The sequence below is a fragment of the Halorhabdus amylolytica genome, assembly GCF_004944975.1.
GTDB classification, from domain to species: Archaea; Halobacteriota; Halobacteria; order Halobacteriales; family Haloarculaceae; genus Halorhabdus; species Halorhabdus amylolytica.
On sequence record NZ_SPQG01000014.1, the window covers coordinates 1 to 25,004 of the forward strand.

Annotated in this window: 22 protein-coding genes and 1 pseudogene; 8 read left to right on the forward strand and 15 right to left on the reverse strand. The window is 62.6% G+C overall.

The window, feature by feature from the left end; genetic code table 11:
- Nucleotides 1–597 precede the first annotated feature (597 nt).
- The 3 genes from E3374_RS14295 to E3374_RS14305 form a co-directional block, all read right to left on the reverse strand.
- Nucleotides 598–1,710 (reverse strand): DNA topoisomerase IV subunit A, encoded by a 1,113-nt coding sequence (locus E3374_RS14295; protein ID WP_136689638.1) that lies wholly within the window; start codon nt 1,708–1,710, stop codon nt 598–600.
- Nucleotides 1,707–4,142, reverse strand: coding sequence for a DNA topoisomerase VI subunit B (locus E3374_RS14300; protein WP_136689639.1), 2,436 nt, complete (start codon nt 4,140–4,142; stop codon nt 1,707–1,709). Before E3374_RS14300 ends, E3374_RS14295 begins: the two co-directional genes overlap by 4 nt.
- A 103-nt stretch (nt 4,143–4,245) precedes the next feature.
- On the reverse strand, nt 4,246–5,319 hold the full coding sequence (locus E3374_RS14305) for a TrmB family transcriptional regulator (protein ID WP_136689640.1): 1,074 nt from the start codon (nt 5,317–5,319) through the stop codon (nt 4,246–4,248).
- Between the two features lie 255 nt (nt 5,320–5,574).
- Between E3374_RS14305 and gyrB the strand changes: the two genes are divergently transcribed.
- The 4 genes from gyrB (at nt 5,575) to E3374_RS14325 (ending at nt 12,079) form a co-directional block, all read left to right on the forward strand.
- Nucleotides 5,575–7,488 (forward strand): DNA topoisomerase (ATP-hydrolyzing) subunit B, encoded by a 1,914-nt coding sequence (gyrB, locus tag E3374_RS14310; RefSeq protein ID WP_136689641.1) that lies wholly within the window; start codon nt 5,575–5,577, stop codon nt 7,486–7,488.
- On the forward strand, nt 7,485–9,953 hold the full coding sequence (gene gyrA / locus E3374_RS14315; protein WP_136689642.1) for a DNA gyrase subunit A: 2,469 nt from the start codon (nt 7,485–7,487) through the stop codon (nt 9,951–9,953). The genes gyrB and gyrA overlap by 4 nt, the downstream gene beginning before the upstream one ends.
- Nucleotides 9,954–10,272: 319 nt before the next feature.
- Nucleotides 10,273–10,806 carry an Rrf2 family transcriptional regulator gene (locus E3374_RS14320; protein WP_136689643.1) on the forward strand — a complete coding sequence of 178 codons (534 nt, stop codon included), beginning with the start codon at nt 10,273–10,275 and terminating at the stop codon, nt 10,804–10,806.
- A 109-nt stretch (nt 10,807–10,915) separates the two neighbouring features.
- Nucleotides 10,916–12,079 (forward strand): NAD(P)/FAD-dependent oxidoreductase, encoded by a 1,164-nt coding sequence (locus E3374_RS14325; RefSeq protein ID WP_136689644.1) that lies wholly within the window; start codon nt 10,916–10,918, stop codon nt 12,077–12,079.
- A gap of 178 nt (nt 12,080–12,257) precedes the next feature.
- Here E3374_RS14325 and psmB read toward each other — a convergent pair whose 3' ends face one another.
- Together psmB and E3374_RS17255 are read right to left on the reverse strand one after the other, a co-directional pair.
- Nucleotides 12,258–12,989, reverse strand: coding sequence for an archaeal proteasome endopeptidase complex subunit beta (psmB, locus tag E3374_RS14330; RefSeq protein WP_136689645.1), 732 nt, complete (start codon nt 12,987–12,989; stop codon nt 12,258–12,260).
- A gap of 76 nt (nt 12,990–13,065) precedes the next feature.
- On the reverse strand, nt 13,066–13,239 hold the full coding sequence (locus E3374_RS17255) for a hypothetical protein (RefSeq protein ID WP_169051864.1): 174 nt from the start codon (nt 13,237–13,239) through the stop codon (nt 13,066–13,068).
- Between the two features lie 270 nt (nt 13,240–13,509).
- On the opposite strand from E3374_RS17255, the gene E3374_RS14335 reads away from it, so the two are divergent.
- Both E3374_RS14335 and E3374_RS14340 read left to right on the forward strand, forming a co-directional pair.
- Nucleotides 13,510–13,884: a DUF555 domain-containing protein gene (locus E3374_RS14335; protein ID WP_136689646.1), complete on the forward strand. Its 375-nt coding sequence runs from the start codon at nt 13,510–13,512 to the stop codon at nt 13,882–13,884.
- Between the two features lie 113 nt (nt 13,885–13,997).
- Nucleotides 13,998–14,540, forward strand: a complete 543-nt coding sequence (locus E3374_RS14340; RefSeq protein ID WP_136689647.1) for a CBS domain-containing protein — start codon at nt 13,998–14,000, stop codon at nt 14,538–14,540.
- 53 nt (nt 14,541–14,593) lie between these two features.
- On the opposite strand, the gene purM is transcribed toward E3374_RS14340, so the two are convergent.
- From purM to E3374_RS14375, 7 genes and pseudogenes are all read right to left on the reverse strand, one after another.
- Nucleotides 14,594–15,622, reverse strand: a complete 1,029-nt coding sequence (gene purM, locus E3374_RS14345) for a phosphoribosylformylglycinamidine cyclo-ligase (RefSeq protein WP_136689648.1) — start codon at nt 15,620–15,622, stop codon at nt 14,594–14,596.
- A gap of 46 nt (nt 15,623–15,668) precedes the next feature.
- The gene (locus E3374_RS14350; protein ID WP_136689649.1) at nt 15,669–16,844 is read right to left on the reverse strand and encodes a GNAT family N-acetyltransferase; all 1,176 of its coding nucleotides are present in this window, start codon (nt 16,842–16,844) and stop codon (nt 15,669–15,671) included.
- Between the two features lie 111 nt (nt 16,845–16,955).
- Nucleotides 16,956–17,579, reverse strand: a complete 624-nt coding sequence (locus E3374_RS14355; protein WP_136689650.1) for a zinc metalloprotease — start codon at nt 17,577–17,579, stop codon at nt 16,956–16,958.
- A 2-nt stretch (nt 17,580–17,581) separates the two neighbouring features.
- Nucleotides 17,582–19,087 carry a TraB/GumN family protein gene (locus tag E3374_RS14360; RefSeq protein WP_136689651.1) on the reverse strand — a complete coding sequence of 502 codons (1,506 nt, stop codon included), beginning with the start codon at nt 19,085–19,087 and terminating at the stop codon, nt 17,582–17,584.
- 26 nt (nt 19,088–19,113) lie between these two features.
- Nucleotides 19,114–19,692 carry a class I SAM-dependent methyltransferase gene (locus tag E3374_RS14365; RefSeq protein WP_136689652.1) on the reverse strand — a complete coding sequence of 193 codons (579 nt, stop codon included), beginning with the start codon at nt 19,690–19,692 and terminating at the stop codon, nt 19,114–19,116.
- 240 nt (nt 19,693–19,932) lie between these two features.
- On the reverse strand, nt 19,933–20,223 hold the full coding sequence (locus E3374_RS18110; protein WP_136689725.1) for a hypothetical protein: 291 nt from the start codon (nt 20,221–20,223) through the stop codon (nt 19,933–19,935).
- Nucleotides 20,175–20,486: pseudogene (locus E3374_RS14375) on the reverse strand (YbhB/YbcL family Raf kinase inhibitor-like protein); the annotation flags it as partial. The pseudogene E3374_RS14375 and the gene E3374_RS18110, both read right to left, overlap by 49 nt.
- Before the next feature lie 72 nt (nt 20,487–20,558).
- Between E3374_RS14375 and E3374_RS14380 the strand changes: the two are divergent.
- Both E3374_RS14380 and E3374_RS17260 read left to right on the forward strand, forming a co-directional pair.
- Nucleotides 20,559–20,738, forward strand: coding sequence for an HEWD family protein (locus E3374_RS14380; protein WP_136689654.1), 180 nt, complete (start codon nt 20,559–20,561; stop codon nt 20,736–20,738).
- A gap of 154 nt (nt 20,739–20,892) precedes the next feature.
- A complete protein-coding gene (locus tag E3374_RS17260) occupies nt 20,893–21,051 on the forward strand; it encodes a hypothetical protein (protein ID WP_169051866.1) in 159 nt (52 codons plus the stop codon).
- A 113-nt stretch (nt 21,052–21,164) separates the two neighbouring features.
- Here E3374_RS17260 and E3374_RS14385 read toward each other — a convergent pair whose 3' ends face one another.
- The 3 genes from E3374_RS14385 to E3374_RS14395 all read right to left on the reverse strand — a co-directional run bounded on the left by E3374_RS14385 (nt 21,165) and on the right by E3374_RS14395 (nt 24,964).
- Entirely contained in the window at nt 21,165–22,187 is a 1,023-nt protein-coding gene (locus E3374_RS14385) for a hypothetical protein (protein WP_136689655.1), read from the reverse strand.
- Between the two features lie 141 nt (nt 22,188–22,328).
- Nucleotides 22,329–23,804 carry a sulfatase gene (locus E3374_RS14390; RefSeq protein ID WP_136689656.1) on the reverse strand — a complete coding sequence of 492 codons (1,476 nt, stop codon included), beginning with the start codon at nt 23,802–23,804 and terminating at the stop codon, nt 22,329–22,331.
- Between the two features lie 89 nt (nt 23,805–23,893).
- Nucleotides 23,894–24,964 (reverse strand): glycosyltransferase family 4 protein, encoded by a 1,071-nt coding sequence (locus E3374_RS14395; RefSeq protein WP_136689657.1) that lies wholly within the window; start codon nt 24,962–24,964, stop codon nt 23,894–23,896.
- Between the last annotated feature and the right edge of the window lie 40 nt (nt 24,965–25,004).

Genomic DNA, 25,004 nt, shown 5'->3' on the forward strand with positions numbered 1-25,004 from the left:
TACTAGTGGAACAACCTTCAGACTGATCGAATCTAACCGTCTAAACAAGGCTCAGACAAAGTATTTACCAAGGGCAGCTTTTGAATTATTATGGTATCTCCCTTGACACGACGAGGGTACCTCCATTTATCGGGAGTAACAGCCGTAGCCTCTGCCGGTTGTCTCGGGTTTGAGAATCACGATGTACCTGACTTGGCGATTTTCAATTACCGGAATCGGGAAACTACAATTACCACGGTAGTTACTCGTCTTTCCGACAACCGAGAGATCCTAAATAATACCATCACGATACCGAAAGATGGCAATCACGCGTACGAAAATCCAATCGAAAGAGAGGGGGTACATCAAATTCGTGTGTCCACTGAGGACGGCCAGGAAATCCAGTTTGAATGGGACACTCCATCGGATGAAGCATATGGCATTCACATCACCATAAATGAAGAGAATATAGAATTTAGTTTCGTTGCGGCGTAACTTCACTGCACTAACTCGACGCACGGTCCGAGAGTGGACAGACTTAACAGTATCTTCAAACCATTTCACGCTGAGACAACCGAGTGGTACGCAGGTTGCGGTCACCGATCTCCTCGTGTCGGCCTACAGGACACCCATCTCGTCGAGTCGCTCCGGAAGATACGTATCCGTCACGAAGTCTAGGCCGTAGGAGGCCAGGGCCTGCTGTTCGGACTTCTTGTCGATGTCGAGTTGCAGTTCGATCTGTTCTTCCCAGTAGTCGGTCTGGAAGCGGGGGTCTTCCAGTTCTGATTCGAGGGCGTTGATGTCCGAATCCGCGAGGGGATCGGTCGGCAGGTCGTACTCGACGATGTCCTCGGGCTGGACGCCGATGAACTGCGCTTGTGGCGTCGCCAGGTACTTCGAGAGGTGGGCGGACTTGATCGACCCGTAGGCGACCGAGCCGTAGATCCGGTAGGACCACGGGTCGCCGTCAGTGAACACCGTCACCGGCAGATCGAGTTCGTCGTGGAGGCGCTTGGTCAGCCGCCGGGTCGCACGGGCGGGTTGGCCGCCAAGGTGGACGACCAGGGCGTTGTACTCGTCGTCGAAGCCGTTCTCGACGAGCCGATCGCGCATGCCGCCGGTCTCGACACAGAGGACGAAGTCGGCGTCGTTGTCCAGAAATTCGATCGTGTCGGGGTCGTTGGGGATCTGGTACCCGCCCTGGCCCACGTCGTCCTGACAGTGGATCTCTCTGTCCCCGCGGTTGGTCTGCTCGCGGAGCCGGAGGGGACCCATCACCTTCGCGCCCGATTCCTCGGGACGCATGTGGAACTCCTCGCGGCGCACGTCCGAAACGATCTCTAAGTCTTCGATGAGCTGGTTGGACTCGTCCTGACTGTTGAACTGCGCCTCATCGAGATCCCAGGACTCGCTGAGGTAGTACAGTTCACGCAGGGTCGAGGAACGGTCCTCTTCGAGTTGGTTCGCGAGGAAGTCGATCGAGTAGATGACCTTCAGAAGCTTCTGGGCACCCCGGACGCTGTTGGCCGAGCGGGTGCTCTTCCGATCGCCGTAGACCCAGACCTTCTGTTCGGGGTCGTACTCGATGTTGCTCTTCGTCCGCGTGGGAACGTCCATGTGCGGGACATCGCCCTGCTCGAACTGGTCGTAGAACTGCGCCGCCAGCGCGAGCAACCGCTCGCGGGCGTCGCCTTCCGTCTCCGTTCCCGTCTCGTCTGTGTCAGTACTCATTGTTCACCGTCCACGGTCAGTTTCGCGCTTTCGATCCCATCCACCGAGACGTCGAAACTCGCCTCGCCGTCGATCTCGTAGGTCAGGGCCGCCTCCTCGCCGCTCGCGACGGTCGGCGACCACTTGAGGAACCATTCGCCGTCCATCTCGACGACCCGGGCGTCGTCGCCGTCGGCCTCGACGCTGTCCGGTTCGACAGTGACGATATCGGTGATCTCCGGCTCCGCGTTTGTCGAGTCGTTGTTCTCGACGACCAGCCGGACCGTCCCGTCCTCGACCTCGCGGGTAAGGAGGACGTTGTTCATGATCCGTGCCAGCGAATCGTCGATGTCCAGCGTCGGGCGACCGGTCACTTCCGAGAGTTTCGTCGCCATCTCCGGGAGGATCGTCCCGAGTTTGTCCTGTTTCTCCCGGCGTTGACGCATCGACCGGCGCTTGTTCAGGAAGGACTTGAGTTCGCGGGCGGCCTCCCGAATGGCGAGTTCGATCTCGTCTTCGATCTCGGGAACGTTCGCGATCGCGTCCTTCGATTCGCTGGTGAAGGGTACGTTCGTCGAGGCGAGGTGGACCATCACGACCGCCGGACCGCTCGGAATGCCGCTGCCGCCCGGCTGATCGAGGCCGTAGTTGCGCCAGTTGATCGTCTTGACGACGTCCGTCGTGGCACAGGCCCCACGCTGGTAGACCAGCGGGACGCGATTGGCGAAACGCATCACGTCGATCGGACCACCATCCTCCAACTGGCCGCCGTAGGCGATCCCGGCTTCGACGATGAACGGATCGCCGCCGTGGACCGAAGCGTCCCGGGTCGCCGCCGCGTAGAAGTCGGCGTCAAATTCCTTGCGCAATCCCTCCTCGACCAGTCGCTCGGTGATCGGCGCCAGGCAGTCCGTCGGCGGCGAGATGATATCGGTCTCCCGCATCGCCTCCAGGAGTTGCGAGGCACTGTCCCGGTCGTCGGCGATGGTCGAGACGTTCGGCGGATCGTCGGGGACCGTCACCATCGCGCCCCAGATCTCCTCACGGACGTTCTCCCGGGCGGTTTCGCCGATCGTCGCGTCGTCGTATTCCTCGGTATTTTCGGCGGCCCGCTGGACGTAATCGTCGAGTTCGTCCCGGGTACAGCGATGGCGCTCGTCCTCGCTGTCGAGGAACTTCGCGGCGATCCGGTCGGCCAGCCCCGAGAGCGTGGCGTCGTCCTTTCGGGAACTCGTCGCGTCGTCGACCAGTCCATAGAGGTCCGAGGCAAGCGTCTCTCGGGGCTCGCCGTCGTCGGTGTCGCCGACGACCTCGGCCCAGGCTGCGGCCGTGGCCTTTTCCCGGACCGTACTCCCGAAGGTCGTCCCGAACCCGTCGGCCACGTCTTCGGCCGCCTCGTCGACGATTTCCCGGAGTTCGTGGTGGGCGATCCGCTCGCGCTCTCCGATGGTGTCAGCCACCTCCCGGGCGAAGGACTTCGTCGCATCCTTGCCCTTGTTGGCGACTGCGGCCCGGACGGCCACCTCCACGTCACCTTCGTGATCCTGTGGCGGTCGCCAGGCCATCTCGCGGCCGAAGTGACGATCCCGGAAGTTATCGAGGACCTTCTCGGCAGTCGTCGCGCCGACGCGGGTGAACTCTCCCTGGAGGAACCCCGAGATCGAATATGAGTCAGTCGCTTCCAGCATCTTCAACAGCGTGCCGAGTTCGACGCCGTGGGGGTGAGGCCGTATCTCTTCGGTCTCGGCCGGCAGTGCCGCGCCCTCAGCACGCTCAAACTTGGCCGCCTCGTCCATCTTCGGATCGCGGAACTCGATACGGGCGTGGGGATTGACGACGGCCGTGTGCTTGATGTAGTCGTGAAGTTGCTGGCGGGCCCGGAGATTGGCTTCCATCTCGATCTCGATGCGGGTCCCGTGTGGACGATCCCACGTCGTCGTTTCGTCGACGCTGATCTCCGGTTCGTTGTCGTCGGTGTCGATGATCAACTCGAAGTACTGGGCCGCTTTGCTCCCCTTCGTCCGCGAGGTGATCTTCGCCGGTTTGCCGGACGTCAATTGCGAGTACAGCACGGCCGCGGAGATTCCAATCCCCTGCTGACCGCGATTCTGTTCCCTGACATGAAATCTAGAGCCATATAATAATTTTCCAAATACTTTCGGAAGCTGTTCCTTCGTAATTCCCGGTCCATTGTCCTCGATAACCAGCCGATAGTAGTCGCCTAAGTCTTCTATTTCTACGTATATGTCTGGAAAAATATCGGCTTCCTCACAGGCGTCGAGACTGTTGTCGACGCCCTCCTTGACAGCCGTGACCAGCGCCCGGGCTCCCGAGTCGAACCCGAGCATGTGCTTGTTCTTCTCGAAGAACTCGGCGATGGAGATCTGACGTTGACTCTCGGCCAGTTCTTCGGCGATCCCCTCCTCACCGAGCGTCGACTGCCTCCCTGCCATCCTTTCGAATGAGCAACCGTCCCGCGGTTAAAGTCTTCCCGGTGCGTGCCAGGAACCCTCACTCATCGGTCAGTTCGAGGGTGACGGTCCGCCCCGGAAAGCCTTACTTGTCGGTCAGTTCGAGGGTGACGGTCCGTGCCTGATACTCCTCCAGGAACGCCCCCGCACCGCCGACAGTCACCTCGCCGTCGTCGGTCTCCAGGACGAAGGAGTGTTCGATCGGGAACTCGTTGTTGATCGGGTCGACGATCCCCTGTCGGGTGTTGAGGACCCGGCCGGTGATCGTCTCGGTCGATTCTTCACCGTCGTTGGGAAGGGTCTCGACACAGGCGGTGATGTCGTCCCCGTTTCGCAATCGCAAGGTCGCCTCGAAGACGGCCTGCTCGAAACTGCCGTAGGTCCGGGGCAACGGCGCCGGATCGTTCACCCGGCGTTGCTCGGCCGACAGCCAGAAGTTGGCCATGAACGAGCCATAGAGCGTCGGGACGATCCGCTCTTGGACCAGCGAGATGGCCTGTTCGTCGCTGTTGGCAGTGGACATCACCTCCGAGGAGGAGATCAGTCCCAGGTCGTGATCGACACTGACGATCACCGGAATCGACTCGTTCCAGGTCCTGACGACGCTCCCAATCGGTCGGTCGTAACCCACGAGTTCCTCTTCGTCCGGTTCGCCATTCGTCACCAGCAGTAACACGAGAATGCCGCGTTCGACGGCGTCCTGTAAAGCTTCGGTCACGCGTCCGAAGTGCGAGTAGGGGATCGAAATCGCCACACGGCGTTCGGCCTGATCGATGTACTCGTTGATCCGCTTGAGGACGGTGACCCTCGACTTGATCACGTCGAAGCGCTGCGGTCGACTTTCGGACTCGGAATAACGACGTTTCAGCGCCGGTTCGATCTCCTCGAGACGTTGTGAGAGGAGTTCGACCACTTCCTCCGGCGGTTTCGCGCGGATTTTCGTCGGGACGACGTGATCGTTGACCTCGACGAACCCTTGATCCTCGAGTTCCTCACAGACGCTGTAGACGTACCGCTTCGAGACACCCGTCGCGTCGGCGATCGTACTCGCTTTCGCCTCGCCGCTTTCCAGAACAGCGAGATATGTTCGAATCTCCGTATCCGAGAGCCCGAAGCGCTTCAACTGCGGTGTCAGCGTCGAATCGTCGAAGTCACTCATCACCGTCCCCTCCTGCGATCAATCGACCGACTACGGTGTCCCCACCCACCGTGACCCTAATCGGGAGGTTGATGAGGGACAATCCCCTATTAAAACCAAGACCAACACTCCCGTTCTCGCGAGCTGCCATGTACCACGCGAAGAGCCCACGACTGATAAATTGTTTGTATTATTTCTTCATATAATTCGATGACGTTTCACGCGCGCGCACGTGAAATTTAAGTACCCTTAGACGTTACCCGGAGACAGTGTTTTATGAGCGACGATAACGAGTACGGTGCCGGGCAGATTCAGGTACTGGAGGGGTTGCAGGCCGTCCGGAAGCGGCCGGCGATGTATATCGGATCTACCGACTCCCGGGGGTTACACCACCTCGTCTACGAGGTCGTCGACAACGCCATCGACGAGGCCCTAGCGGGTCACTGTGAGACCATCGGTGTGACGATCCACGACGACGACTCGGTCTCGGTGACCGACGACGGCCGTGGCATCCCCGTCGACACCCACGAAGAGTACGACGCACCCGCCGTCGAGGTCATCATGACCGTCCTGCACGCCGGCGGGAAGTTCGATAACAAGTCCTACCAGGTTTCGGGCGGGCTCCACGGCGTCGGGGTCTCGGTCGTCAACGCCCTCTCGGCGGAGTTAGCGGTCGAAGTCAAACGCGACGGGGCCGTCTGGCGGCAATCGTTCGATCACGGCGAGCCAGCCGGAACCATCGAACGGGTCCGAGACCTCACTCCCGCGGACGGAACGGGGACGACGATCCGTTTCTGGCCCGATGCGGAGATTTTCGAGACGACGGACTTCCAGTTCTCGACGCTGGAAAACCGGCTGCGCGAACTGGCCTTTCTCAATTCCGGGGTGAAGATCACACTCGAAGACGAACGCGACGGGAACGAACAGACCTTCCAGTACGAGGGTGGGATCAAGGAGTTCGTCGAGTATCTCAACGAGACCAAGGACGCCCTCCACGACGAAGTGGTCTATTTCGCCGACGAGAGCGAGGGGATCAAACTCGAAGTCGCTCTGCAGGCCACCGCCGAGTTGCAGGGCTCGATCCACGCCTTCGCGAACAACATCAACACCCGCGAGGGCGGGACCCACCTCACCGGGTTCAAGACGGCGCTGACGCGGGTCGTCAACGACTACGCCACCGACAACGATCTGCTCTCCGACCTCGACGACACGCTCAAGGGCGAGGACATCCGCGAGGGGCTGACAGCCGTCATCTCGGTGAAACACCCCGATCCGCAGTTCGAAGGTCAGACCAAGACCAAACTCGGCAACAGCGAGGTCCGCGGGGTCGTCGAAAGCGCGATGCACGAGAACCTCGGGACGTACTTCGAGGAGAACCCCGACGTCGCCCAGGCGATCGTGCGGAAGGCAGTCGAGGCCGCAAAAGCTCGCAAAGCAGCCAAGAAGGCCGAAGAACTCACCCGTCGGAAGAGCGCCCTCGAGTCGACGGCGCTACCCGGGAAGCTCTCGGACTGTCAGACGCGCGATCCCGACGAGGCCGAACTGTTCATCGCGGAGGGCGACAGCGCGGGTGGCAGCGCCAAACAGGCCCGCAATCCCGAAAATCAGGCTGTCCTGCCCATCAAGGGCAAGATTCTCAACGTCGAGAAACACCGGCTCGATCGCATCCTCGAGAACGACGAGATCAGGGCGATGATCACGGCGATCGGGACGGGGATCGGCGACGAATTCGATATCGACGATATAAGATATAAGAAAATTGTCATGATGACCGACGCCGATGTCGACGGAGCTCATATCAGAACGTTGCTGCTCACGTTCTTCTATCGGCACATGCGGGAACTGCTGGAAGCCGGCTACGTCTATGCGGCCCGGCCGCCGCTGTACCGCATTCGGTACCGTGGGGAGACTTACGACGCGATGACCGATGCCGAGCGCGACGAAATCGTCGCGGAGAAGTGCGACGGTAACCCCACTCAGGTCCAGCGGTTCAAGGGACTGGGCGAGATGAATCCTCAACAACTCTGGGAGACGACGATGAACCCCGAGAACCGATTCCTGAAGCAGATTACCATCGAGGACGCCGCGGCAGCGGACAAGATGTTCTCGGTGCTGATGGGTGACGCCGTCGAACCCCGCAAGCAGTTCATCAAGGAGAACTCTCCGGAAGCTAACTGGGTCGACATATGAGTTCGGATCTACCCGAAGGACCGGACGTGACTGCCGACGCCGCGCGCGTCGAACACGTCCGGGTCGAAGACGAGATGGAGCAGAGCTACATCGACTACGCGATGAGCGTCATCGCCGGCCGTGCCCTCCCGAACGTCCGGGACGGCCTCAAGCCCGTCCACCGGCGCATCCTCTATGCGATGCACGAGATGGGCGTCACAAGCGGGTCCTCGCACCGCAAATCCTCGTCGGTCGTCGGCGAGGTGATGGGTGACTACCACCCCCACGGGGACAGCGCGATCTACGATACCCTGGTCCGGATGGCCCAGGACTTCTCGATGCGGTATCCTCTGGTCGACGGCCAGGGTAACTTCGGATCGATGGACGGCGATCCGGCCGCCGCGATGCGATACACAGAGGCACGGATGGCTCCCGTCGCCGAGGAGTTGCTCGAAGATCTGGAGAAAGACACTGTCGACTTCTCCGCTAACTACGACGACCGCCTCCAGGAACCCGAGGTCCTGCCCGCGGCCTTCCCGAACCTGCTGGTCAACGGGTCCTCGGGTATCGCTGTCGGGATGAGTACGAACATCCCGCCGCACAACCTCGGCGAGGTCATCGACGCGACGATCCACCTGATCGACAATCCCGACGCCGAAGTGACCGACCTCATGGAGTACGTCAAGGGGCCGGACTTCCCGACGGGAGCCAACATCGTCGGGAAGAACGCGATCCACTCGGCCTACGCCACCGGCCGCGGCCGACTGACCGTCCGTGCCGAGTACGAGATCGACGAGATGGAATCGGGCCGCCCGCGAATCGTGATCACGGAGATCCCCTTCCAGGAGAACAAGGCCCGCATGGTCGAGCGGATCGCCGACGACGTAAACGAGGGTATCATCGAGGGTGTCTCGGACCTCCGGGACGAGTCCGACCGGGACGGCGTCCGGATCGTCATCGAGTGCAAGCGCGGAGCCAACGTCGACATCGTCGAGAACCAGTTGCTCGATCATCACCTCGAATCGACCTTCGGCGTGATCAACCTGGCTCTCGTCGACGGCGAACCGCGCGTGCTCACCCTCAAGGAGACTCTCGAGGAGTACGTTGCCCACCGCAAAGAAGTCGTCCGCCGACGCTCGGAGTACGACCTCGCCGAGGCCGAGGATCGTGCACACATCCTCGAAGGACGATTGAAGGCCTTAGAGAACGTCGAGGAGGTCGTCGATCTCATCCAGGATTCCGCGGACCGCGACGAGGCCAAGGCGGCACTCGAGGAGACCTTCGAATTCTCCACGGAACAGGCCCAGCATATCGTCCGGATGCAACTGGGGAGCCTCACGTCGATGGAGGCCACCGAGATCGAGACGGAGTACGAGGAAGTCCAGGCAGAGATCGAACGTCTGGAGACCATCCTCGGCGACGAGAGCGAACTGCTCGACGTGATCAAGGGGGAACTCCGGGCCATCAAGGACGAATACGACGACGACCGTCGGACGAGCATCGTCGAGGACGACGGGACGGTCACCCGCGAGGACCTCATCCCGGAAGAGGACTGTCTGGTCGTCGTCACGGAGGACGACTACATCAAGCGGATGCCCGTCGAGCGCTTCGATCCCCAGCACCGTGGCGGCAAGGGGATCATCGGCGCCGATCCCAAGGAAGGTGACCGCGTCTCGAAGGTCTTCCGTGCCAACACGCACGATTATCTGCTCGCATTCACGAATCACGGACAGGTCTACCGACTCAAGACCTACGAGATTCCGGAGATGTCCCGGACTGCCCGCGGAAAATCAGCCGTCAACCTGCTCGACCTCGACGACGGCGAGGAGATCACGGCAGTCGTCTCGACCGACGAGTTCGGTGACGACGAGTGTATCACGATGGCGACCCGTCAGGGATACGTCAAGCGGACCTGCTGTGCGGAGTTCGAGAACATCCTCTCGACGGGAATCATCGCCGCAAAGCTCGAAGACGGCGACGCCCTGGTCGACGTTGCGGTCACCGACGGCGATCGCGATCTCGTCATCGCGACGGAAAGTGGGATGACGATCCGGTTCGACGAGAGCGACGTCCGCCAGATGGGACGAAGTGCCCGTGGCGTCCGGGGAATCGACCTTCGAGATGGCGACGCGGTAGCCGGACTGGTCGCGACTGGCGAGGCCGACGAGCGGGCGCTTTTGACCGTGACCGAACGGGGGTACGGCAAACGAACGCCCCTCTCGGAATACCGGTCACAGTCGCGTTACGGGAAGGGGCTGATCGATATCAAGACCGGCGACCGGAACGGACCCGTCACTTCGGTCAAAGCCGTCGCCGATGCCGATCATCTCGTCGTCATGAGCGAATGTGGACAGATCATGCGCTGTCCAGTCGGCGACGTCTCGACGGTCAGCCGCAACACTAAGGGTGTCACGATCATGGAACTCGAAGCCGGCGACAACGTCGCGACGGTCGAGGTCATCCCGCAGGCCATGATGGAGGATTGAGAACGCGACCACGCTATCGCGGATGGGAACATTCTTGCCCGTAAACGGATGTGAACGGTCACCGGATCCTGCCAGTTAGCCCGGGAAGAACACGTTCGACGAACGTGAGCGATCAATCGAGAGCGAACAGCGGGAAAAGCGACGTATTAGACTGGCAACGGGAAAAGCGACGTATTTGACTGGCAACCGTGACTTCCTCGACACGTTGCCGCTTCAGGTCAGGATGGACGGGTCTGTTCCTCGATCGAGCCGTCAACGTCAGTTTTCAGGGGGCTCTGTCACCGTCGCATTTAAGACCGGCTATCACGAAAAATGACTCATGTCATCAATCGAACTCACGCCGAGTCAAAAAAACATCTTGCAGGAACTTGTCAACCTCTATCGAGAGTCAGAGAACGCCGTCAAGGGAGAGGAGATCGCCGAGAAGGTGAACCGCAACCCGGGCACGATCCGCAACCAGATGCAGTCGCTGAAAGCGCTACAGCTCGTCGAGGGGGTTCCGGGGCCGAAGGGTGGATACAAACCGACGGCGACGGCCTACGACGCCCTCCAGATCCAGGACATGGACCACGCGGCGGAAGTCCCGCTGTTCCACAACGGCGAACGCATCGAGGAGGCCAACGTCGCCGAGATCAACCTCGCAAGCGTTCACCACCCGGAGAACTGTCGGGCGGAAGTGACGCTGCAGGGCTCGCTCGCCGACTACGAGGAGGGTGACAGTGTGACCGTCGGTCCGACGCCGCTGTCGAAACTCCAGATCGTCGGCACGCTGGACGGCAAGGACGACACTGGCAACAAACTCATCCTGACGATCGACGACATGGTCGCGCCGGCCGAGACGCCCGAACATTGACCGGAACGTCGTTGGGACCGTGACGGATACCCCGACCACGTCAACCCGTACCATTCCATCGGAAGGCGACTTCAAAGCCTTTGTATCCACCCCTCACTGACGGGTGAGTATGACCGAGAGGGTGGTCGTCCTTGGGTCCGGATACGCGGGCGCAGGGGCGATCAAACGCCTCGAATCGGAGCTTGGCGCGGACGTCGATCTCACCTGGATATCCGAGCGACCATATCACCTCGTCCTCCACGAGGTCCATCGCTGTATCCGCGATCCGAGCGTCCGGGATGACATCACGATCCCGATCGAGGAGATCAAGTCCCCGACGACCACGTTCCGTGAGGGACTCGTCGAGACCGTCGACACCGACGCGAGGACAGTTCATCTCGCCGACGGCGAGTCGATCGACTACGACTACCTGCTCGTCGCGGTCGGCAGTCAGACAGCCTTCTTCGGCATCGACGGGCTTGAAGAACACGCGCTGACGCTGAAGAGCCTCGACGACGCCCTGGCGATCCACGACGCGATCGTCGACGCGGCCGGGAGCACGTCGAACGACGATCCGGCACGGATACTCGTCGGCGGTGCCGGCCAGACCGGCGTCCAGGTCGCCGGTGAGATCGCGGCCTACCGCGACGAACACGACGCCCCCATCGAGATCATCCTCGTCGAGGGACTGGAGTCGGTGGTTCCGGGCAACGATCGGGACTTCCAGCGGGCGATCCACGAGCGCCTCAGGGATCGCTCGGTGCGGATCAGGACAGGCAAGTTCATCGAGGGTGTCGACGCGGAGACGGTCCACCTCGAAGACAGTGAGGAGATTCCCTACGACGTGTTGATCTGGACCGGGGGCATCACCGGTCAACAGGAGATGAACGATGTCTCGATCTCCAAGGACCGGGAGAGCAACCGACTGAAGGCAACGACGACCTTCCAGACCGACGGCGAGCGCGTCTTCGCCATCGGTGACGCCGCCCTCGTCGAGCAGCCCGGTGACGAACCCGCGCCCGCGACGGCCCAGGCAGCCTGGCAAGCCGCGGACGTCGCCGCCGAGAACATCGCCCGTTCGATCCGGGGCCAGCCACTGAAAGAATGGCGCTTCGAGGACAAAGGGACCGTCGTCTCGGTCGGCGACGAGGCCGTCGCGACGGACGTGCTGTACTCGCCGGTGAAGACGTTCGACGGCATGGCCGCGGAACTTCTCAAAAAGGTCATCGCTACTCGCTGGATCGCGGACGTCTCCTCGCTCTCCCGGGCCATCTCGGCCTGGGGACGGATGTGATTCCCGCGGAAAACGTTCAGTGAACGCGTATTTTCATCTCGACATCCCAGTAGACAGGTGTGACCTTTCACCCCCGATCGGGGCCGACATCCGAACTCGTCTGGGCGGTCCCTAGCCGGGTGTGGCCATCACGTAGTCAGGTGTGGCCATCACGTAGTCAGGTGTGGTCCCCGGGCCGTCATTCGATCCCTTCGAAGTCGGGATAGTCTTCGATCTCGACGCCTTCGTCGGTGATCTCGGCGACGTACAGCCCGTCCCCGGAACCGGTGTCGCGCTCGGCGGCCGCCTGGACCGCTGTGGCGGCCACGTCAACCGCCTCGTCGTTACTCATGTCCGTCTCGTAGCGGTCCTCCAGGGTACCGTAAGCGACGGTCAGTCCCGAGCCAGTGACAGTGTAATCGTCTTCCATGACGCCACCAGCGGGATCGATCGAGTAGACGTGATGGCCGTCGTCGTCGACACCACCGAGAACCGGATTGATCGCAAGGAAGGGGCCGCCCCTGGCGAAGTTGCCGGCCAGTGTCGAGAGGGCCTGCATGCTCATCTCACTGCCGCGACGCGCCTCATAGAGGTTGACCTCGGCCCGGAGTGTCCGGATGAACGACTGGGCACCGCCGACACTACCCACCAGCGTCAGTGCCGCCGTCGGGTGGATCTGTTCGACTTTCTGGACGCGCTTGTTCGAGACGAAGCGGCCGCCGAGGCTGGCGCGCATGTCCGTCGCGATGACGACGCCCTCCGCCGTGGTGATGCCGATAGTCGTCGTTCCGGTCTCGGTGACCTCGCGGTCGGTCCCCGAGTCAGGGAGCGAACCGAGTTCGGGCTCGTACACCGGAGAGCCACCGTCGTCCAGGGAGTCGATCCCCGGCTGTCTGAGCGAGAAATCACTATCGAAGTGGTGATCGGACATCAGCGCGGGCTACTGACCCGGCGAAGAAAAAACCACGTATCGACGCGTGTGATCGACCGCGCTCGGGAATGTCCGATCACGGTTCGGCGGCGGTTCGGTCGTACGCTTCACCGAGGCGTTCGACGACCCGGTGGATCGGCAACGAGAGCCCCGCCCGACGGAGGCCGATCGCGACGGGCAACAGCAGGATTCCGACGAGCAGGCTCAACTGGTACAGCACGAACAGGCTGGCGCGGTTCAGTACGTCCATTGTCCTCGGTGAAGGTCGACCGACGGAGGTATATAAGTATTTCTAGCTTCAATCTGGTAGTTTTATAGATTATGATGGATGATCGTGCCGCAGTATTGCGATTAAAGTGTGCTTGGATTGTTCCCAATCGAGACGGGATAGATCGGTCCGGGTACATAAGAGGGTGATTGGAACGGCGGTGCGTAGCCATAAGTTATAGCCATTATCGGGATGACGTGCGCCCGTCGGCGAATCAAAAAGCACGAATAGGCGCGCCGGTTGTGTTCGAACATGAACTACCTCGTGGCGATGGAAGCAGCCTGGCTGGTTCGAGACGTCGAAGACATCGACGACGCGATCGGGGTTGCGGTCAGCGAAGCCGGCAAGCGGCTCAACGACCAGGACATGGACTACGTGGAGGTCGAGGTCGGCGCCACGACCTGTCCGGCGTGTGCCGAACCGTTCGACTCGGCGTTCATCGCGGCCGATACCGCACTCGTCGGCCTCGTCCTGGAGATGAAGGTCTTCAACGCCGAGAGTACAGAACACGCCCAGCGTATCGCCAAGAGCGAGATCGGCGGCGCCCTTCGGGACGTGCCGCTGAAGGTCATCGAGACGGTCGAATTCGCGGAGGACGAAGAGCCCCCCACCGAGAGCGAACAGTGAGTGACGGGTGATTCCGGCAGGGACGGCGACGGCCAAGCGATGACATCCCGCTCACTACCGACCCCGCACGGACTGCCGGTGCCTTTTTGTATAACCCATGGTTATTCAGCGATATGGAACTGCCGACGCCCCAGGACCTCCGCGAACGCCGCAACGATCTCGATCTCACCCAGAGCGAACTCGCCGAGCGCGCAGACGTCTCCCAGCCACTGATCGCACGGATCGAGGGCGGCGACGTCGACCCGCGCCTCTCGACGCTCAGGCGGATCGTGGACGCACTCGAAGAAGCCGAGGGCGGCATCCTCAGGGCCGAGGACCTGATGAATAGCCCGGTCGTCAACGTCGCCCCGGACGACAGCGTCCGAGGAGCCAAGGAACTGATGGACAGCGAGGGCTACTCCCAGGTGCCAGTCGTCAGAGACGGTCGACCGGAAGGGCTGATCGGCAACGTCGACATTCGCCAGCGAGAGGAGGACAACGTCGGCGAACTCCCCGTCGCCGAGGTCATGCACGAGTCGATCACGACCGTCGAACGCGACGCGACCGTCGACGAAGTGGACACGTACCTCGACCACCACGCCGCGGTCCTGGTTGTCGAGGACGGCGAGACGGTCGGCATCATCACGGACGCGGACATCGCCGCCCACGTCAGCTGATCGACTGCTGGGGGATCAAGCAAGGAAGATCGACCTTCTGTGGCCGGTGTCGCTCAAGACAGTTCGAGTCCGCTGATCGAGACACCGTCCGACCCGTCCGCCACACGGCCGACGATCCGTCCGTCAGCCGTGGACTCGACGACACTCATGGCGTCGTCCGGATCGAGGGCGGCCACGAACCCGGTCCCCATGTTGAACGTACGGTGCATCTCCGCATCGTCGATGTCCCCCGCCTCCCGGACAAACTCGAAGATTGGCGGGGCGTCGAAGGGTTCCTCGATCACGTACCGATACGGACCCATCCGCGTGAGGTTGGTCCAGCCACCACCAGTCACGTGTGCGGCTGCGTGCGCGCCATGTTCCCGGAGCGGATCGAGCAGGTCGGTGTAGATCCGCGTCGGTTCCAGTAACTCCTCGCCGATCGTCTTCGAGGGGGTCGGCGGGAAGGGATCGGTGTACTCCCCCTCGCGAGTGACGGCCTCCCGGGCGAGTGTTAGGCCGTTGGAGTGGATCCCGCTGGATGGCCAGCCGACAATCGCGTCGCCGACCTCGGCCTCGCCGGGGAACAGTCCATCTTTGGGTCCCAGACCGGCGGCGGTCCCGGCGATGTCCAGGCCATCGATCACGTCGGGCATGACTGCCGTTTCACCGCCCACCAGCGCGACGTCTGCGAGTTCGGCTCCGATGGCAAGGCCTTCACCGATCTGCTCGTTCGTCATCGGATCGGGTTCCTCGACGGCGAGGTAGTCGACGAACGCGACCGGTTCGATCCCCGCAGCGACCAGGTCGTTGACGTTCATCGCGATGCAGTCGATGCCGACCGTCGAGTAATCATCGAGTGCCTCGGCGACGAGCAACTTCGTCCCGACGCCGTCAGTGGCCAGCGCGAGGTACCGCTCACCGATGTCGACCAACCCGGCGAAGTCGCCCTCGAACCCCTCGGTTGCGCCGATCAGCGCCTCAGTGGCGGCCTCGCTCTCGTCGATGTCGACGCCCGACTCCGCGTAGGTCAATCCCTCCCTGGCCGGGTCCGGATCGGCCCCGGATGGACCGTCCTCGCCCTTCGGATCCGTATCGGTCATACCCGAGTGACCGCGCGGTACGGGCAAAAGCCCACCGCTTGGCAGGTCAGAAGAACTCCCGGAGGAACACCTTCTCGGGTGGGAACAGCCGGTCGAGGCGCCCACGGACGTCCGGACTCTCGACGGTCACTCCGCCACGACGGACTGCCGTCGCGGCGTCGTGACTCCCGACGACGAGCCCCGAGAGGGTACCGATATCCAGCCGTGCGTCGGGATCCCCGTCTGGATTCCGGATCGTCTCGCCGATCCCGTCCTCGACCCGGAGGCGGACGGTTTCGTCGTTGTTCGAGCCGAGCGGATCGTCGACAGCGAGAGTTACCGTCCCCTCGACATCGTCCGGATACGGCACTGTCTCCAGTGCCATTTCTACGTCAGTCACGCGAACCATGGGCCCAGGTTCGACCGTACACTCGATGGCGTTCGGCTCGGTCACGAGGGCGAACAGTTCGGACTCCTCCGCCCGCTCGAAAGTGATCCGATCGGTCTGTGCCCGGTGATCGCCGAGGAACCCGAGGAGTTCGCGATAGGCTTCGTGATCGATACCGGCCATGTACGCCACCTGGAGGTGATCGTCGTCGAGAGAATGAACGACGTAACCCGCAGGTGTCCCGTCACGGTCGTACCGGTAGACGTGACGCCGTCGGTCGCCCCACTCGGTGAAGATCCGTCGGCGCCACCAGGTCTCACTCCGACGCAGGGACAACGTCTCGCCCTCGCCGGCGGTCAGGTGAACCGTCTGGAGTGAACGCCAGTCCTCGGGTTCGACGGGGCGGAACGTCCCCTCGTCATCACCGATACCGACGAGCGCGTCCGGGTCGCACTCGTAGGTACTCACCCTGTTTGCGGTCGTCCAGCCGAATTGACGGTAAAAGGCCGTCTCGAACGGCCAGAGGGCGACGAGCGGGATCGACTCCGCCGCGTACGTCCCCACGACATCACCGAGCATTCGTCGGGCGTACCCGCTATGGCGGTGTTCCGGCGGCGTCGCGACCGTGCCGAGCCCGCCGAGGGTGATCCACTCGCCCCGGAATCGGGCGTCGAAAGTGTACTGCCGAGAGATACTTCGGAGTTCGTCGTCCTCGAACAGTCCGTAGCGCTCGCCCGGACTCGCGCGGTCGACGTCACCTTCGTCCCAGGGTCCATTGTCCGGATGGAAGGCGTACATCCGGATACGTTCGTACTTGTCCGCTTCCGACGGCGAAACGCGGCGATACTCGACCATGCGCCATGGTCTCGCGGCGACGAAAAGAGCGTATCGTTCGCGAAGAGTGGAGCTACCGAAGCCGCGTTCAAAGCCCAGGGCCGAACAGGACGGTCATCGATCGCGTGCAGTTCACAACCCGGGGCCGAGCAGGGCGGCTACCGCGAGGACGATCGACGGGACCGCCACGGCGGCGTAGAGCACGCGGTTCCAGCGAAGGACGGTCTTCCCGTCAAGCGGTCCGAAGGGCAACATGTTGAACCCGGCCAACAGGAGATTGATCGTGACGCCGAAGGCGGCGACGTCGCTCACGGTCGAGCCGGTCAGCAGCGCGACCGGGAGAAACGCGCCCGCGAGCGCCAGATTCGTCACCGGGCCAGCCAGTGCGATCAACCCGGACTCCCGGAGCGTGATCTGACCCCGGTGGACGACCGCTCCGGGCGCGGCGAAGATGAACCCGGCCAGCGCGGAGACGATGGCCAAAAATAGCATGCCATAGTCGGCCCGGAAGGCCGCGATCTGGCCGAACCGGACGGCGACGACCTTGTGTGCGAGTTCGTGGAGGACAAACGCGACGCCAACCGTTCCCAGGCTCGTCAGGAGCTGTCGGGCGAACGTTATGAGAAGTTCCTCGACGGGCCCAACGGTCGCACCCTGCAGCAAGTAGGGGTTGAGGAACAGCGTGAACGCGACGCTCAGCGCGATCCAGGCGGCGAACAGATCCAGCAGTTCGCGTCGGCCGAATCGGATCTGCATGGTCACGACACGAGTCCCCAGAGCAGCTCTGCACCGTTACGAGCCCCGTCGAGCATGTGTGTGGCAACCTGGTCGACGCCACCGACTTCCGCGAACATGACCGGGAGGACGGTCGTCGCAAAGAGCACGCTAGCGATGAAGCTCCCGACGTTCGTCAGCGCGACGACGAGGATCAACCGGAACAACGGCACCTCCCGCATCTGTCTGAGTAATTCCGGGATCGGCAACTCCTGATCGTCGAGTAGTTCGTTCAGTCTGTTGATGTCGCCGATGTTGACGTCGAGATAACGCAGTTCGACGTAGCCGGCGAACCAACCCGGCGCGAGCAGGGGATTGACACTGGTCAACCACGCGACCGCGCCGCCGACCCCCGCGCTGGTCCAGTGGGCGCCCGCCAGCCGGGCCAGTCCGGCGGCGATAACGCCGTTGACGAGGAACCACAGCGCGAACAGCCGCAGCAACCATCCCTGCTCGGCACCGCCGAGCAACAACAGGAGGAAGAACGCAGCGAACCCGAGCGTGAAGAGATACCCCAACAGCTTGTACACCGAGAACCTCCGTCCGGAGATGGTCCCGGTCAGTTCATCCATCGGCGGGAGCGTCTCGGGGTCTTCGAGATACCGTTCGATCCCCTCGCGGTGGCCCGCACCGACGACGGCGACGACCGACGCCCCAGCCTCTCGGAGCCCCAACAACTGGTGGGCGATGTATGCGTCGCGTTCGTCGATCAGCGCCTCGGCTCCGCCCGGCGAGAACCGCCGGAACTCCTCCATCATCGCCGTGACGACGTCAGTGTCAGTCAGCTCCTCGATGTCGAACTCTTCGACGTCTTCGATGTCGTCCCCGGCACTCCTCGTGAGCGCGAAGGCGAGCGGGATCGCGAGCAGCGCCCCGACACCGAGGGCCACACCGAGGACGTCGATCACGCCCGCCAGCGGTCCGAGAGCACCGATCGAGCCGACCAGTGAGACGCCACCCAGGATGGTGGCGATGACGGCCACGAACAGGCCAACGGTCAGGCCGATCGTCCAGGCGGCCGTCCAGGGCCCGGCAACGCCGACGAGCATGCCCCCGAAGAGTTTCAGCTTTTCCATGCCAGTGAGACGTCGCCAGAAACGCTGGATCGTCGTCTGGATGTTCCGGTCGACCAGAGCCACGTCGATCCCTTCGGCCTCGGCAGTCTCGACGCCCGCCATCATGTCCGCGCCGGGCGTGACGTCAAAGCGGTCGCCAAGCCGCGCCTGAACGTACGAGAGCATCCAGTAAGCCAGAAACTGGAAGACGGTGTTGCCCTCCAGAAGGTCACTGGGTTGGATGTCCTCGGGGGACTCCCCTTTGAGCTGTCGGTAGCGGCCCTCGTCGAGTTCGACGGCCACCATGTCCGGCTGTTCCGACTCGATGGTCTCGCTGACGCGCTCGGCACTCTCCTCGGAGACGTGGGCAGTCCCGACCAGACGGATCGATCCCTGCCCCGACGTGTCCGGCGGTTCCCCGACTGGGTCGCTCATCGTCCGTTCTACCAGTCCCGAGTTCCTTACGATTGTCGGGTTGGCTCCGCTGGGTTCCGGGCGACGACTACGAGCGTCTCACGGCGGTCCGCGACGCGTTCAAGGTCGAACCCGTGGTCTTCGAAGTGTCTGGCGACGGTCTCGGCATCGTATCGCTCGGACAGCGGTGGCCCACGATCGCCAGCCCCGGACGCCGACCAGTCCGCGATCACGATTCGGCCGCCCGGCTCGACGACCCGTGTCAGTTCCATCAGAGCCTCGTCGCTGGCGAACTCATGGTAGGTCATCGTCGAGTAGGCGCCGGCGAGTGCGTCCATCCGGACAGGCATCGCGTCGATCGTCGCTGTCACCCGGTCGACGGTCACGGGAACACCGAACTCCTCGAAGGCGGCGTGCATCGTCGGCTGGAGGTCGAGCGCGAGGATCCGCCCGACCTGCGGCGCGATCGCACGGGTGTAAAATCCCGTGCCACTCCCCAGGTCGCCGACTCGATCATCGGGCCCCGGATCCAGCGCGGCGAGCAACTCATCGACCGAGAGATAGGCGTATCTGGACTCGTCCTCCAGCCGTTCGGCACCGTCAGCGTCGAACGTGTGGTGGCCCATGTCCGTCATCGGAACCCTGTAGACAAAAACGGCCGGACGACGGTGAAAGTCCACCGGTTTCACGTCCCCGAATCAACCGACTGCTCGGCCGGTTCGTCGGACGAGCGGCGACCGCTCCGGGCCGTGATCGAGGCTGCGAGAGGTACGTTCCCCCTCGAACGTCGAGCCGTTGTCCGTCCGCCGTATCCGTGACGGTCAATCGTTGGGCTGGTACTCGTCCGTCGCGTTCGTGACCGTCAATCAACGATCGTCGGTCGCTGTTGTCGTGGTCTGTCCAAGTCGCGTGCCGTCCATCGCGGAGCGCACGGTTGATCGTCCAGATCTCGGCTCGATCGACAGCGCCGATTCGAGCGCAGTCATCGTGAACCGATACGTATGAGGACCGTCGTCTTCCGGCGGGGCGGATCCACGATAGCCGACAGTCCCGAAGTCGCTCGTCCCCTGGCGTCTCCGATCCTCGGCACTGTCCCGGATGCAGGAAGTCCCTCGGGGATCTCCCGCCGTGTCCCCGGTAGGTCCCAGAGCACCCAGTGGACGAAGTCGTCCGCGTCCGAGTCCTCGACGATCAGCGCCACGGTCTCGGTGCCGTCCGGGACGAACTCGATCGTCAGGGGCGGCGAACGGTCCGCTCCGTCGGCCGTGGACTGTTCCGGGATCGAACCGTTGTCGTCGAACGCCGGCGAACCGAACGCGAGATTATTCGCCGATACTGTCGTCGTCTCCTCCTGACAGCCGACGATCGCGAGTGTACTCGCCATGCCAAATCGCCGGAGCCACGCTCGGCGAGTGTCCATAGTCGCGGGTTCGAGACCACCGGAAACGGTCTGTCCCGCGGGCTTGATAAGCAGCGACACGTAGAGGGTACTATGATACAGATCGTACCGCCGACCGAGCGGGAGTGTGAGCGTTGCGGGCGGACGGAAGTCTGGGACGAAGATCTGGGCGTCTGGCGCGTTCCTGACCAGGAAAACGCCACACGCGGACAGCCCCACTGTCTCCACGAGTGGGACATCAACGGGGCGTACAACCCCGTCGCGGACGTCTGATACGGATTATTGTCGTGATGTATCGGTATCCGTCGACCCCCGGGTCTGCGTCATCGGAAAATAATCTACAATAATCCGTATGAGGGGTCGTCGCCCCGTCCGGAAAGCGATCGAACACGTACAATTATATTCCTCGATGTCATATCCACACTCAATGACAACGAAGTGTAAACTCTGTCGACGACCGCTCGATCCATCGGAACGCGAACGCTGCGTCTGTGGCTGGGCGATGGACGAAACCTGTCGTGAGCGTCACGGGTCGTGGTGTCCGCGCGGGCCCGGGGACCGCTGGATTGGCGTCGAAGAGTTCTGATCGGCCCGCCCGGTAACGAACGTTGTCAGTGCTCTCACGACTCATGAAGTCGTTCTCCGAGAGATGCTGCGAACGCATTCTGTGAACAATTCGTGTCGTTTGTACCCTCACGATCACAGGGCGGGAATCAGGCCCTGCTTGAAGATCCCGAACGTCGTCAACAGGCCGATCAGCAACGTTGTGAGGACGATCGCGACCGCCGGCGGGTCGACGTGCGTGTCGGCGTGCGCATAGAGCACGCGTCCGGCGAGTTCGCCGACGAGCGCACTCGCGACGCCGAACACCGCTCCGACCAGCAGCGCGAGTTCCGCCCCCGCGCTGGGCAACGACAGGGCGGCGATGCTCGCGGGGAGGGCAAGATGGTAGGTGACGGGGATCCGTCGCTCCCCAATCACCAGGAACGCCATCGACGCTGCGGCGATCCCGAACGCCAGGTAGTAGCTCTCGGTAACGGAAGCGACGTAGGCCGCGAAGATCCCGACAACCAGTCCCAGTACCGCCTGTTCCTGCCAGCCGTACTGCTGGGTCGCCCACGGTTCGACCGCCGGGCGAACGGTACCGTCGCCCTCGTCGTCGCCCGACAGGGCGGTCCTGATCTCCCCGCGCTCGTACGGAGACATGTCGAGAATGCCGTTGCGGATCTGACCGACGAGTGGGTAGCCGAAGGCGACGCGGGCGAAAAGCCCCGTTATGACGACGCTCGTCATGACCGGGTCGACGGGCAATCCGACAGTCCAGACGAGCGTCGCGATCCAGTAACCCACCACACCGAACGCACCGCCGGCTAGCATCGCGTCCGGACGGACGCCGATCGCCCGGTAAACGTCCTTTGCGTTGTGAAACGGGAAGTCCGAATCGGGACGTTCCCGACGGCCAACGTAGGCCGCGGCCGCGACGCCACCCGCGAAGGCGACATGTGGACCGAACGCGGGGCCGTAACCGATCAAGGCCGTCAGACCCGTCGCAGCCGGATCGCCCGGTGTGGCACCGGCCAGGTAGTTGCCCGCTTCGCCCACGACGATCGTGAATCCAGCGAGACTCAGAGCGGCGGTGCCGCCGATCGCCGCGCCGATCGCCCCGCCCGCGAAGGCCACGAGTAACAGTTCGACCGCGAAGAAACCCGCCTCAGCGACCATCGCGTCTCACCCCCAGAACGTGCACGGAGGACCGTACCAGGACCATGACTGTCTCCATCGGTAGTTACCTCTGTCCCAGGGGGTGCAGTTAGTAGTGACTATCTCGGGACAGCGAACAGTCCCGTACCCGGTGCGTCCCGATCACTCGACGTATCCCAGTGCGTCGAGTTGCTCTCTGGCCTCCGCGCCGACGTCCCCCAGGACGTCACCACCTTGGACTTCCTTCCATTCGCCTCCGACTGCTTCCTCGAAGCGTTCGAGAGCAGCCTCGACCCTCGCATTCTCCGGGTCGTCGGTGTCGATCAAGTCCCGTTCCTCCCCGGGGTCGTCGTCCAGTCGGTAAGCCTCGTCACGAATCCATTCGTTTCGGATGTACTTCGCGTCGGGCGTCCGCCCAGCCCGGATCCGCGAGTCGAACCGGGAATTCTCGGGAATCTCGATCCCCTCCGAAGACGCCTTCGTCTCCAGATTCTCCCGTTCGATCACGGGATAGTGATACTCGGCGAAGGCGAATGCACCGTCCCTGAACTGGCGGTACTCCGCGGACAGTAACGACCGCGTCGGATCGAACTCGGTTCCCAGTGGATCCACGCCTGTCACGTCCAGGACCGTGTGATAGAGGTCGAGGAGTTCTACCTGTGTGGCGTCCCGACCGGTCGGCAAGTCCGGGTGTTTGACCAGCAGGGGAACGTTGATCAACGGTTCGTAGAGCGCGAACTCGTGGCTGTAGATATCGTGTTCGCCGAACAGTTCGCCGTGGTCGGCACACACGACAACGGCCGTCTCCTCCCAGCGACCCGTCTCTTTCAGCCAGTCGAACAACTGGCCGACGTGGTGGTCCATATAGGCAATCTCGGCGTCGTACAGCGACCGGATCGCTGCCCACTCTTCGTCGTCGATATCGTAGGCCCCAGCGTTATACAGTTTTGTGTCCTGACAAACCTCGTCGGGATCGACGCCGGGCGCGAACTCCGTGCGGAATTCCTCGGGTGGGTGATAGGGTAGATGGGCGTCCATCAGATTGACGAACGCGAAGAAGTCATCGTCGGTACTGTCGATGAAGGCCTTCGTCTTCTCGATCGCTTTCGGGGTTTTGGAGTCGTCACCCTCGCTCTCGAGGTACTTATGAAAGTAGTTGCCGACGTTGATCAGCCCGGCGACGGCTTTCCGGAGGACCTCGTAGTCGTTCAGCGCCTTCCAACTTCGGGCCAGCGGCCCCGACAGGAACTCTCCCGGCAACAACTCAAAGAAGTTGTCCTGCTCGTCGAAGCCATCCGAGAGGTGCGTATATGGAGTTATCCAGGCGTTAGAGGTGAAACAAGCCGTTTCGTAGCCGGCCGCTGACAGCGACTGGGCGAGAGTGGTCTCCCCTTCGAGGTAGGGATTCTCCTGAGTTGCGCCGTGTTCGCTGGGATATCGACCCGTGAACATCGATCCGTGGGAAGGAACGGTCCAGGGGGCTTGCGCGACAGCTTGCTCGTAGATCCGAGCGTCCTCGGCGAATTCGGCCAAGTTCGGGGTCGTCGGCCGGTCGTGCCCGTAGATAGAGAGGTGGTCCTTCCGGACCGTATCCAGCACAACGAACAGCACGTTATCCGGGGATGAATCGTTGCTCATTGATCTCCGGAACGGGGTGCCGATACTTGATATTCGCGATCCGTGTGCTGTACGGTCGATCCCTTCCGACAGCAGACCGCCGCCAGAGTTCAGCCCGTCGTCGGATCGTCGCCTTCGAGCAGCGTTTCGTAGATGTCGACCAGTCGTTCGCCCACCCGGTCGAGGCTGTGCTCCTCGGCAGTCTCGCGGGCGTTCTCCCCCAGGCGTGCCCGGAGATCGGGGTCTTCGGCCAGTCGTTCGACGGCCTCGCGGAACTCCGCGTCCGTCTCGGCCTTCAGGCAGTCCTCGCCGTCGGTGAAGAACTCCTCGAAGACCGGAATATCCCGGATGACGACCGCTTTCTCGGCGGCCATCGCTTCGAGGACGGCGATACCCTGGTTCTCCGTCTTCGTGGGGAACAGGTAGATGTCTCCCGCACCGTAGGCCTCGCGGATATCCTCGACCCAGCCGGTGAAGGTGACGTTCTCCGGCGGGTTGGTGGTCCAGCGCTTGACCGTCGAAGAGGCCAGCGGCGTCGTGCTGTAGGGACCGAACCACGCGAACTCGTAGTCGGTCTGTTGGGCAACCCGGCAGAAGGTGCTCAGCCCTTTGCGTTCGAAGACCTGCCCGACCGCGAAGACCACGACGCCGTCGAGGTCGTGTTTCTCGCGGGCGGAGGCGCGGAACTTCTCGTAGCCTTCCAGACTCTCTAAGTCGACGCCGTTGGTCATCGGCATGATCGGGGCCGTCACCGGGTACGACTCCAGAACGCGCTCGGTGTACTCACTGGGACAGAGTACGAGGTCGGCCTGGGAGTAGAACCACCGCAAGTAGGTGCCGAGGGGCTTGGAGACGAGGTTCGATCCACGGAAACTCTCCTGGAAGTCCTCCGCGGTGACGTGAGAGTGCAGGATCAGGGGGATGTCGTGGCGCTTTGCGTGTCTCGCGACAGCGATCGACCCCGGGCCGATCAGGTTGCAGTGGGCCACGTCGAACTCAGTCCACGGTGAACCGCTACCGAGATGCGAAAGGCCGGCCGTCAGCGGGTTGCGACCGTCCCACGGCGACGTTTCCACATCGACGCCCTGCTCGGCCAGCGCGGTCCGTTGATGACTGGCCGCCGTGGTGATCCCGGAAGAGCCAAGATACCGCTCGAAATCGAGATAGTTGAGTATGCGCATGTCCCGAGGCAGGCCCACTGCGCGGAAAACGCTACCGACT